A 10,827-nucleotide genomic window follows, 5' to 3' on the forward strand; every position below is an offset into this window, starting at 1 on the left:
CAAGTGGAGAACTGACAAGTCTATATTTCAGAGCTCAGCTGAAGTAAATGTGCTTTAGGCACTCTCTTCCTGCTTATCATCCTTTGATTGGCCAAGTTCAGGCACAACTTTTTTCTCAACGACTTCTTCTGTAATGACACAGCTCGTCACGTCTTCACGTGAAGGCACTTCGTACATGATTTCCAGCATGATGCCTTCAATGATTGCACGCAAGCCACGTGCACCCGTGTTACGCTTGATTGCTTCTTTGGCAATCGCCAGCAATGCACCCGGTTCAAACACCAGATTAACATTGTCCAGTTCAAGCAGTTTCTGGTACTGCTTCGTCAGTGCGTTTTTCGGTTCAGACAGAATCCGCACTAATGTATCTTCATCAAGCGGCTCCAAAGTCGAGATCACAGGCAGACGGCCTACGAATTCCGGAATCAAACCGAATTTCAGCAGGTCTTCTGGCAGTACCATACCCAGGTACTCACCCGGTTTCAAATCTTTTTGCTCCGTAGCGGCATTAAAGCCAATGACTTTTTTACCGATCCGGCGTTTAATCATCTGTTCGAGACCATCAAAGGCACCACCGCAAATGAACAGGATGTTGGTTGTATCAATCTGAATGAACTCTTGATGCGGATGCTTACGACCACCTTGCGGCGGTACAGAAGCAACTGTACCTTCAAGGATCTTCAGCAAGGCTTGCTGAACCCCTTCGCCGGATACGTCACGCGTAATGGACGGATTCTCCGATTTACGTGCCACTTTATCAATTTCATCAATATAGATAATGCCGCGTTCTGCTTTTTCAACATCATAGTCTGCAGCCTGGATCAGCTTGAGCAGAATGTTCTCTACATCCTCACCCACGTATCCGGCTTCTGTTAATGAAGTTGCATCCGCAATTGCAAAAGGAACATTCAGGATTTTGGCCATCGTTTGGGCAAGCAGCGTTTTACCGGAACCGGTAGGTCCTAACAGCAAAATGTTACTTTTGGACAGCTCGACATCTTCAATCTTGCTTTGTGTATTGATGCGTTTGTAGTGGTTGTACACCGCAACAGACAAAGATTTTTTCGCTTGTTCCTGACCAATAACATACTGATCGAGAATATCGCGAATTTCTTTTGGCTTTGGAATATCTTTCAGATCCAGCTCTTCATCATGACCGAGCTCTTCCTCCACGATTTCGGTGCAAAGTTCAATACATTCATCACAGATGTATACGCCTGGTCCAGCGACCAGCTTGCGAACCTGCTCCTGAGATTTACCGCAAAAAGAGCATTTCAGCTGCCCTTTCTCATCGTTAAATTTAAACATGAAACCACCCCTTTAGGAATTGATCGGTCTGCTGAGCACCTGGTCAATAATGCCGTACGTTTTTGCTTCTTCTGCACTCATGAAAAAGTCACGGTCTGTATCCCGCTCAATTTTATCAAGGGGCTGACCTGTACGATCAACATATATTTGATTCAGTTTCTGACGAGTTTTAATGATCCATTCTGCGTGGATTTTAATGTCCGCAGCCTGTCCCTGTACGCCGCCAAGCGGCTGATGAATCATGACTTCACTGTTCGTAAGCGCATATCTTTTGCCAGGAGCGCCTGCGGTCAGCAATAGAGAGCCCATGCTCGCTGCCATGCCTACGCAAATGGTCGATACATCTGGCTTGATAAACTGCATCGTATCGTATATACCCATCCCTGCAGTAACAGAACCACCAGGTGAATTAATATACAAGCTGATATCCTTCTCAGGATCGTCGGCTGCCAAAAACAAAAGCTGAGCTATGACAAGATTGGCTACATCGTCATCAATCGCACTGGTCAGAAAAATAATGCGATCTTTCAGCAAACGTGAATATATATCGTAAGAACGCTCGCCTCGATTGGTTTGTTCAACAACCATTGGCACCAGACTCATGAGACCAACCTCTTTTCTACATGTAATTAGACATAGGCTGACTGTAAAGCAAACCCAAAATCATTTTAACATGTTCCTGTGACAATGTCATTTTTCAGGAATCATGTCATCCTAGGGATGTTTACGATTTAGCCTGATCATATTTAACCATGTTTTCTATGTATGTGCAAATTACAACCATCCTATGCCGTATTGGCTTTTTTTATTTACAGCCGCGCGCAAAGGTATGGAATAAACCGAAAACGGGCACCCAGCAGAAAAATAAACAACCATCCATATCATTACTCATTTTTCTATAAAATGGATGTCATAATTTAAAAATAAGGCACGCAGTAACTCACGTGCCTTATCATGTATGCAGCTGTTAAGTTAAACAGCTTGTCTTATTTTTCGTCAGCTTCTGCAGCAGCTTCTTCAGCTGGAGCTTCAACCGGCTCAACAACTTTACTGTTCTCAACGAGAACATCGATTGTTTTGCGCAATTTCACTTCATCACGAAGGCTGTCCAGGGAACCGTTACCTTCGAGAATGCCGCGGATCTCTTCAGCAGGACGCTTGTAAGATTCAGCCATCTTCTCGAGTTCTTGGTTCACTTCTTCGTCAGACACTTCGATGTTTTCCGCTTTGCCTACCGCTTCAAGCACCAGGTTGTTGCGGACACGTTTGGAAGCATCATCCTGCATTTGTGCTCTCAGGTCAGCTTGCGTCTGGCCGGAGAAGCTCAGGAACATTTCAAGGTTCATGCCTTGGTTGCGAAGACGGTTGTCGAAATCGCGCATCATGTTCTGTACTTCGCTGTCAACCATTGAAGCAGGGATATCTACTTCAGCGTTTTCAGCTACTTTTTCTACAACTGCATTTTCCTGTGCAGCTTTGAACTCATCTGCTTTACGGGATTCCAGTTGTGTTTTGAGGTCAGCTTTGTACTCTTCCAGAGTATCAAACTCGCTAACATCTTTAGCAAACTCATCATCCAGTTCTGGAAGCTGTTTGCGTTTAATTTCATGTACTTTCACTTTGAATACCGCTTGTTTGCCAGCCAGTTCAGCTGCATGGTAGCTCTCAGGGAAAGTTACTTCTACGTCTTTGAAGTCACCAGTGGACAATCCCACAACCTGCTCTTCAAAGCCAGGAATGAATGTGTTGGAACCCAGTTCCAGGGAGTAACGCTCTGCTTTGCCACCTTCGAAAGGTACGCCATCAACAGAACCGTCAAAGTCGATTACAGCAACATCGCCGTTCGCTGCGGAACCTTCGTCAACAACAACCAGTTCAGCATGACGCTGCTGCAGACGCTCCAGCTCTTCTGCTACTTCTGCTTCAGTTACTTCACTTTTAGCTACAGCAACTTCGATTCCTTTGTAGTCACCCAGGGTAACTTCTGGTTTCACGGTTACTTTCGCTTTGAATTTGAAAGATTGTCCTTTACCGAATTGCTCGATGTCTACATCAGGACGATCAACCGGGAAGATATCCGTTTGATCAATCGCTTCTGTGTAAGCTTCAGGAAGCAAAATGTCGATTGCTTCTTGATAAAGGCTCTCTACTCCGAAACGAGCTTCGAAGATTGGACGTGGTACTTTACCTTTACGGAATCCAGGTACGTTTGCTTGTTTCACTACTTTATTAAAAGCTTTGTCGAGTGCTTCCGTTACGCGCTCTGCACCGACTTCAACCTCAAGAACCCCAAGGTTCTTCTCTATCTTTTCCCAAGTTGCTTTCATTGTATACTTTCCCCTCCAAAATTCACATGTTCACGTAGGCGATCACGTACAAAATAACCATTTTAGTATAAACAAGTTTACATTCTTTTTCAAGAGGAATCCCTTGATACGGTTTAAGGTAAACGTTTCCGCCCTTTAATGACCGTCCAAACCAGCCGAAACAAACTGTTTCATCGAACGATAAGCCTGCTCCAGACGAAACCTCATTGCACCAGTCACAGCGTACATTGAGCGCGTATTTTCTTCATCATGTGAACCACCAAGACTGTCTGCCACCGTCATATGCAGCGCAGCAGCCCATATGTCTGCAGCAGCGTCATTTTGTTCCAGCATAGACTCGTAATCCCTTGTTCCATAGACCGCCATTACATATTGTATCCACAGTTCCTGGGCAAAATAAAAGAGCGTAGGTTCATGAACCTCCGTCTGGTCTGCTACCCGTTCCAGAATCTGAACAATCTGAAGTGGAAATTCTTCCGGCTTAAGCGGGACGCCAGTGATATCAACTTCTACATCTTCATCGCCTCTTGTGAAGCGAATGATATCCTGCACTCCTCGGCGCCGCAGCGTCTGCAGCACTCTGAATTGTAAAAGCGGATGAAGCGTCTTTGTTTGAAGCCATTGAATCAGCTGCTCATCAACCTTCGAAACGTCCAGAAATGCCAGCTGTTCAAGTGCCAGCATCGTCTGCTCGGACAGCGGCCCTTCCATAACTGTACGGAGCAGCTTATCAGCGTAACCGTCGTCCTGCGCAAGCTTCAACTTGGCGTGCTGCCGGGCCATCTCTTCCTCGCTGACATCCTCTTCCTCATCCTCTTCTTGACGAATCACCGGCAGGTCCATCTCTTCATGCTGAGGAAATGCTGCCTGCAGCCATTCAAGCAGCGCCCTCCACTCATCGTAGTGACGTTCATCCTGCCCCTGACACTGCAGCAAAAAACGAAGCATGTCCATGGCTTCAACATAACGTTCGTTTTCAAGCATAACCGTCAGCTGTATCTGATAATAGTCCAGCGTTTTTGGAAACAGCACAATTTTGTTGTTATGCGCGGTTTCCGGGGTCGTGGATTCCTTGATAGGAGCACCTCCTCTGTTCCTGAATCTCCAGTTGGAATTGACCATGAATAGATATATATCAACAAATATCGATCTATTTTGTAAGTTCTTCTGATATTCTAACATAACCTTTATTAGAAAGAAAAAAACGTTACAGCCGCCAAATATCATATACGAAAATGGAACAAAAAATAAACATTTGATATTTATTTTTATTTATGATAAAATCATTTTTGCTTGAAAAATTTCATGTCTCAGTAGCTCAGCAGGATAGAGCAACGGCCTTCTAAGCCGTCGGTCGGGGGTTCGAATCCCTCCTGGGACGTTCAGAAAAAAAGCTTCCTTCGGGAAGCTTTTTTTGCGTTCTGGGGATGAGAACCCCGGGTGGTTCGCCTGGGCATCTACTCGTTAACATATGCCTCTCAGCCTCGACGGTCAACTCTAATCTGTCCAAAATATGAGTCCTGGCAGAAGATTCCGATCATTAAACACCCGTTATACTCTGGTCTCCTCTAACTGCAGAAACACCACCTTGTCGCCGCCCTGTCAGCTCTCGCTGCTCTCCATCACTGTATTGAGCATACCTGACAGATCACTGGAACTGTTCAGCCGCTCTGCAATGCTCTCAGTACTACCATCTCTCACATTCCGACTTCATCTGCCCTCCTGCCTCTCTCCTTCATCCTATTGGCTCATAAATAAAAATCAATGAAATGTCACATTCTGGAACACCTAAAACGTAATACCTTATAAATACAGTAGTTCAAAGGAGAGATTCTACATGAAAAAGAACAAGAAGTACAAAAAAAGTCTAATTGCTTTGACAGCAGCTCTGCTGCTCATTCCGGCCACAGCCTTTGCCGATGATACCATTAGCAATCAAGTCTTTAAGTTAACTAACAACAAGGGGGAGGTTATCTATGAGCAGAAGCCTTACGAGGGCTCTCATAAGTCGGACCACTCCCGCGAAGATCTGCTTCGCTCCTCAAAAAGCCATAGCTTAGCTAATGAGCTGCTGAAGAAAGGGGAAGCCGCCCTGTTTTACATTGCTGAAGATAATCCAGAGCGCAAGACCAATATTGAGCGAACATCGATGAGCTTCAAGAAAGCAGCCAAGCTGCGTGAGCAGCTAAAAGGACAATCGGTTAAAATTTTGGATACCATCCAGCAAAAATATAAATTTGACAGCGCCAGCGTGACCTATCATCCGGTCCTGTCGGATCCCGAGCGAGCCAAGATGACCGATCAACTTGAGCAGCAGGCAGCTCAGTCTGGCAAAGGATATGCCATGCAAAAGCTTAAACTGATCGGCAAGCACTGGAACCTTTTCAGCACATATAAAAATGGAAGCAGCGAGCTGCTGGTTCAGGCTATAAAATCTGATGAGAAAATCACGCTCCATACTCCATCCGTACAAACCGGGGTCACGTATGAGCTGATCAAGTCGGGAGGAACAGAAATGGTCTATTCGTCTTACAGCGAATCCGAAAATCAGGATTTCAAGTCCTCAGGCCAAGGTATTACATTTGTGTGCAGCATCCCTAACAGCGAATTTCATATTTGGTACCATATTGAAGACATCGGCAGCAAGTTGAGCAAGCAGGAGCTGATCAAGCTGGCCGAATCGTATTTGAAATAGGACGCGGAGTGCAAGGCAGCCTTTAAGCCGCCGCGGCGCTTGGGATATAGCTTTCAGATCGCTGCGTCCAGATAGCAGCGGTTAATCCGTAACCAATATGATGCATTCATGTTCCTAAGCAGATTCAGGCACACAGTGTATCTCCCCTGTATTAGATACGTTGGGTTGAAATGAACCGGGAGGGATGCATCGTGTGCCTTCTTAAGCAAAAAAAACGGTAAACTGTCACAATACAAGGTGTCTCCTTCATAAAACACTTTAAAAAGGGGTGGGGACTTGGAAGACATAGATCTTCGCCAGATCATAAGCGATATCCTGAGTGGAGATACTACAAAGTTCGAGAGAGTCATGCATAAGTATCAGAGACCGATCTTTCTCTACTGTTATCATATGCTAAACAACTATGCCGAGGCCGAGGACTGCGGACAGGAGGTCTTCCTCAAGGCCTTCAGGCATCTGAAAAGGTATGACCCGGAGAAATCGTTCGAGGCCTGGCTGTATACCATTGCATACAATCAGTGTATTGACGCGCTGCGCAAGCGCCGGCTTGTCAAGTACCTGCCTTTTCTATATCATGCCACCAGGGATTATAGCCCGATAGACCAGCGAATTGAGGACATTTATTTTGATGAGCAGGTGCTTCAAGCCATGAAGAGACTGTCGACGGAGGAGCGCAGCCTGCTCATTTTGCGATGTGTGGAGGACAAGACCTATGAGGAGATCAGTACGATTCTCCAGCGAAACAGCGCTTATCTGCGTAAGAAGTATGAACGAACGGTAGGCAAATTCCGCAAGCACTATTATCCAGTGAAAGGAGCTGGCCGCAATGAAGCCAAACAGCAATCAGGATCTTCGAGAACTATTCCATAAGGCTGAGCCGCCCCATGCAGACTTGTCCGGGCCTGTAATGAAACAGCTGCAAGGTGAACTGCCCAAGCGGCAAGGCCTCGATCGACCCTACCTGAAATACAGGGTTAGTGTGATTATAGCAGCCTGCATGCTGCTCAGTATTTCTACAGGCTTCGCCGCGGTGCATCTCTACTCACTGACCAACAGCAAGGGTGGGACCGTTTATGAGGAAAAGATCTTCGAGCCATCCATTCTGGAGAAGAAGAACCCTCAAGAAGAATTGCGTAATCGTGAGGCTGCTAAACTCAGCTACAAGCTGCTGAAGCCCGGCGAGTCTGCGGCTCTATACATTGCCGCGAACAATCCTCACCAAACGTTGAACCTAGTCACTGGTCCAGGACTAGGCTTCAAAGATGCACGTGCTTTGACAGAGGAGTTAAAGAATCAGGAGATAAAGCTCACGAACAGCATCCGTACAAGCAGGCAGGTGTATTCCTTTGATCGCGCTAGTCTGAGCTATCACACCCCAAAGCCGCTGACAGCCGAAGCTGAAACCTCACTGACAGAGGAACTCAAGCGGCAAGCATTGGAATCCGATGTTGGGTATGCCATGGCACTCCTTGAGACCGTCAAGGACAACTGGAACATGTATATCAGCTACAAGAGTGCAGACGGTCAGATCGTCATACAGCCAAGGAAGAGCAAGGAGAAGTTAACAATCTACTTTAATGAGAACCACGTAGATCCCAAGGAAGAAATGAAAATATCAGGTGTGGATGCACTGTACAAGGAAGCAAATAATCGCAGCAGCAACAGATCCATTCAATTCATTTATGATATCCCAAATAGCGAGTATCATATTAATTACTATATAGAGGCCACTAAAAAGATCACTAAGGCAGAGCTGATTGAGATTGCCAAGAGCTTTTTGGAATAAGCTGCTGCCGAGTCCGAAGCCTGATAACAAGCTGAAAACAGGCCCGCACTACTGGATCATACCAGCTGTGCGGGTCTGTCTTATATTCATGGAAATTCAATTGATGTATCATAGAAAACACTTATTAATACATATAAAGTACAGGATACCCCCTTGCTGGATGCAGCTGCTTGAATCCTAAGTTAGACGGATCTATTATCCAACAAGGTTCGATTTCACAAAATAAAAAGGGGAGCATCCGATAAAGACTGTCCGAATTCGACCATTCAAGTTAAACTACATATTAGCATAGAACAATGAGGAAACTAAGCCCTGAAACTTGAAACCCTTGCGTTGACTTCTCTATTCGAAAGATCATTTTTGTCCACCACGCACATCACTGGTCGCGTTTATGTAATCTTACTGTTAAGACGTCTCAATAAATTACCAAAAAATAAAAATGACTAATCATCATCTAACCCTCTAGAAACAGGAGAATAACTATGTCATCATCAACACAACAGCATTCCGTCCATACCGAGGCCGAACAACCGTTACAACAGGCTTCGGGAAAAATCGGACTGCTGCTCGCCGGAATTATTGTTATTGCCGCTACCATGAGGTCCCCCATCACGGCTGCAGGGCCTGTGGTTGAATTAATCCGCTCCGATACCGGGATTGGACACACGATGGCGGGGCTGTTGACCTCACTGCCTTTGATCGCCTTTGCAGCGATCTCTCCTTTTGCCCCGCGTCTTGCTAAACGTTTTGGACTGGAGACCGCTCTCCTGCTGGCTGTAATCATCGTTACTGGCGGAATTACCCTGCGCCTGCTGCCCTCTATTCTGGCTTTATATGCAGGAACGGCTATTCTGGGATGCGGCATTGCTCTAAGTAACGTACTGCTGCCGAGTTTAATCAAACGTGACTTCCCGCTGCGTGTCGGCATTGTCACCGGACTGTACTCGGTTTCCATGAATATGTTTGCCTCGATCTCGTCAGGCATTAGTGTACCCGTGGCAGAAGCCTCATCACTAGGCTGGCGAGCTTCATTAGGGATGTGGGCCGTTTTTTCCATACTGGGTGTCCTGTTATGGCTCCCTCAAGCAGGAAGAGGGCGCAAACAAATGCTTTATGTGACTTCCCAAAATGAAAGTAAGCCTGCACGTCTGCGTACATCTTCACTTGCTTGGTTCGTGACCCTGTTCATGGGCTTACAGTCGTTAATATTCTATACTACCATCACTTGGCTCCCGGAAATTCTCGCAGACCAAGGTTTCAGTGCAGCCTCGGCTGGATGGATGCTGTCTCTGATGCAGCTGGTTAGCGTCCCCGCCACCTTCATTGTGCCAATTCTGGCCGGAAGAACGCAGGATCAACGCCTGCTGACTACAATAACATGTATGTGTCTCATTATCGGATATGCTTTATTGTTCAGCGGCATACCTGTGCTTGTAACGATTGGAGTCACTTTGGCCGGGATTGGTGCCGGGGCTTCCTTTGGTCTGGTCACCATGTTTTTCGTTCTTCGAACGAGTCATGCGCGAGAGGCCGCAAGTCTATCGGGAATGGCTCAATCCTTCGGTTATATGCTCGCGGCAGGTGGACCTCTACTCTTCGGTTTACTGCACGACTGGACTAAGGGCTGGACGCTGCCCCTGCTCATCCAGGTTCTGCTTGCAGTAGGACTGCTCATGACAGGGATTCAGGCAAGCAAAAACAAAACAGTCTCTTCGCTTTAAAATAATCCCTTCAGGGATCGGATATCCATCCTTCCCTGGAAGCAAACAACGGAAACGGTCTCCCCTGTATTTTCACAGGAAGGAGGCCGTTTCTCATATCCAGCTTTCGTCCCGATCATCGGCTTATGCCGGACAGGGGCGAGGTACTACTTTTTCCAAACCATGTGCTTGGAATCAAGCTTTTTTCACACTGCTAGTACCACGACCTAAATACTCATTTGAATCAAAGCTATTTATTCTTTTTATTCTGTAAGTGCACTGTCCAAGAAATTAGAATGTTACAATGGCTGTGTAAAGCTCGCATCGGTCTAGATTTTACATAAACAGATTTATAGTATTTAGAGCTGAAGTAGATTGGAGGAAGATTCATGGACATCGTAATTGAGAAGTTAGAAGAGAAAGATTTCGAAAACTTATACACATTTGAGGTTGAAAACAGACCTTTTTTCGAGAAATTTGTACCCTCCCGGGGAGATGATTATTACAAGCCCGAGGTTTTTAAGGTGAAAAATAAACATCTTCTTGATGAACAAGATCAAGGACTCTCCCTTTTTTATCTCATAAAGGATGAACACCATTCTATTCTTGGAAGGATAAATGTAGTGGATATTCATTATTCCAATAAAAATAGAACAGGATCTCTTGGCTATAGACTGGCACAAGCCTGCACCGGAAAGGGCATTGCTGCAAGAGCATTACATTTATTACTCCAGACAATCGTCGATTCAGATATAAAAGAAATCCATGCAAAAACAACCAATAACAATACAGCATCTCAAAAAGTTTTAGAGAAGAATGGGTTCGAGCATATAGAAACTAGTGACCATGAATTTGAAATGAATGGACAACTATTAAAGTTCATGAACTATAAATGGATTAAAAAATAATCGACATAGGGCGTGTCTAAAAATAAATCACACTAAATTAAATAACCATCGTATGTAAGGATAGATTCTATTTTTTTCAATGACTTGATAAAAATCACTTCTT

At 45.4% G+C, this 10,827-nt stretch carries 9 protein-coding genes and 1 tRNA gene; 6 read left to right on the top strand and 4 right to left on the bottom strand.

The features are described from left to right. Nucleotides 1–54: 54 nt before the first annotated feature. The 4 genes from clpX to MKY97_RS22880 all read right to left on the bottom strand — a co-directional run bounded on the left by clpX (nucleotide 55) and on the right by MKY97_RS22880 (nucleotide 4,619). Entirely contained in the window at nucleotides 55–1,308 is a 1,254-nt protein-coding gene (gene clpX, locus MKY97_RS22865; protein ID WP_342552538.1) for an ATP-dependent protease ATP-binding subunit ClpX, read from the bottom strand. Between the two features lie 12 nt (nucleotides 1,309–1,320). After that, nucleotides 1,321–1,911: an ATP-dependent Clp endopeptidase proteolytic subunit ClpP gene (clpP, locus tag MKY97_RS22870; protein WP_090919143.1), complete on the bottom strand. Its 591-nt coding sequence runs from the start codon at nucleotides 1,909–1,911 to the stop codon at nucleotides 1,321–1,323. A gap of 383 nt (nucleotides 1,912–2,294) precedes the next feature. Beyond that, a complete protein-coding gene (gene tig, locus MKY97_RS22875) occupies nucleotides 2,295–3,635 on the bottom strand; it encodes a trigger factor (RefSeq protein WP_342552539.1) in 1,341 nt (446 codons plus the stop codon). Nucleotides 3,636–3,770: 135 nt separating this feature from the next. Further along, nucleotides 3,771–4,619, bottom strand: a complete 849-nt coding sequence (locus MKY97_RS22880; RefSeq protein ID WP_342556431.1) for a hypothetical protein — start codon at nucleotides 4,617–4,619, stop codon at nucleotides 3,771–3,773. Nucleotides 4,620–4,942: 323 nt separating this feature from the next. On the opposite strand from MKY97_RS22880, the gene MKY97_RS22885 reads away from it, so the two are divergent. The 6 genes from MKY97_RS22885 to MKY97_RS22910 all read left to right on the top strand — a co-directional run bounded on the left by MKY97_RS22885 (nucleotide 4,943) and on the right by MKY97_RS22910 (nucleotide 10,724). Then, nucleotides 4,943–5,016: transfer RNA gene (locus MKY97_RS22885), tRNA-Arg, on the top strand. A 456-nt stretch (nucleotides 5,017–5,472) separates the two neighbouring features. Then, nucleotides 5,473–6,330, top strand: coding sequence for a hypothetical protein (locus MKY97_RS22890; protein ID WP_342552540.1), 858 nt, complete (start codon nucleotides 5,473–5,475; stop codon nucleotides 6,328–6,330). 276 nt (nucleotides 6,331–6,606) lie between these two features. Continuing rightward, nucleotides 6,607–7,200: an RNA polymerase sigma factor gene (locus tag MKY97_RS22895; protein ID WP_342552541.1), complete on the top strand. Its 594-nt coding sequence runs from the start codon at nucleotides 6,607–6,609 to the stop codon at nucleotides 7,198–7,200. Further along, nucleotides 7,157–8,116, top strand: a complete 960-nt coding sequence (locus tag MKY97_RS22900; RefSeq protein ID WP_342552542.1) for a hypothetical protein — start codon at nucleotides 7,157–7,159, stop codon at nucleotides 8,114–8,116. Before MKY97_RS22895 ends, MKY97_RS22900 begins: the two co-directional genes overlap by 44 nt. A 482-nt stretch (nucleotides 8,117–8,598) precedes the next feature. Further along, nucleotides 8,599–9,837, top strand: a complete 1,239-nt coding sequence (locus MKY97_RS22905) for an MFS transporter (RefSeq protein ID WP_342552543.1) — start codon at nucleotides 8,599–8,601, stop codon at nucleotides 9,835–9,837. A 368-nt stretch (nucleotides 9,838–10,205) separates the two neighbouring features. Continuing rightward, nucleotides 10,206–10,724 carry a GNAT family protein gene (locus MKY97_RS22910; RefSeq protein ID WP_342552544.1) on the top strand — a complete coding sequence of 173 codons (519 nt, stop codon included), beginning with the start codon at nucleotides 10,206–10,208 and terminating at the stop codon, nucleotides 10,722–10,724. The last annotated feature ends 103 nt before the right edge of the window (nucleotides 10,725–10,827 follow it).

Origin of the sequence: Paenibacillus sp. FSL R7-0652 (assembly GCF_038595045.1) — a bacterium.
In the GTDB taxonomy this organism is placed as follows: Bacteria; Bacillota; Bacilli; order Paenibacillales; family Paenibacillaceae; genus Paenibacillus.

Excerpts from the sequence above, each read along its gene's own strand:
- MKY97_RS22890 (WP_342552540.1), top strand. The coding sequence starts at position 5,473 with ATGAAAAAGAACAAGAAGTACAAAAAAAGTCTAATTGCTTTGACAGCA.
- MKY97_RS22905 (WP_342552543.1), top strand. The coding sequence starts at position 8,599 with ATGTCATCATCAACACAACAGCATTCCGTCCATACCGAGGCCGAACAA.
- MKY97_RS22900 (WP_342552542.1), top strand. The coding sequence starts at position 7,157 with ATGAAGCCAAACAGCAATCAGGATCTTCGAGAACTATTCCATAAGGCT.
- MKY97_RS22910 (WP_342552544.1), top strand. The coding sequence starts at position 10,206 with ATGGACATCGTAATTGAGAAGTTAGAAGAGAAAGATTTCGAAAACTTA.
- MKY97_RS22880 (WP_342556431.1), bottom strand. The coding sequence starts at position 4,619 with ATGCTTGAAAACGAACGTTATGTTGAAGCCATGGACATGCTTCGTTTT.
- tig (WP_342552539.1), bottom strand. The coding sequence starts at position 3,635 with ATGAAAGCAACTTGGGAAAAGATAGAGAAGAACCTTGGGGTTCTTGAG.
- clpP (WP_090919143.1), bottom strand. The coding sequence starts at position 1,911 with ATGAGTCTGGTGCCAATGGTTGTTGAACAAACCAATCGAGGCGAGCGT.
- clpX (WP_342552538.1), bottom strand. The coding sequence starts at position 1,308 with ATGTTTAAATTTAACGATGAGAAAGGGCAGCTGAAATGCTCTTTTTGC.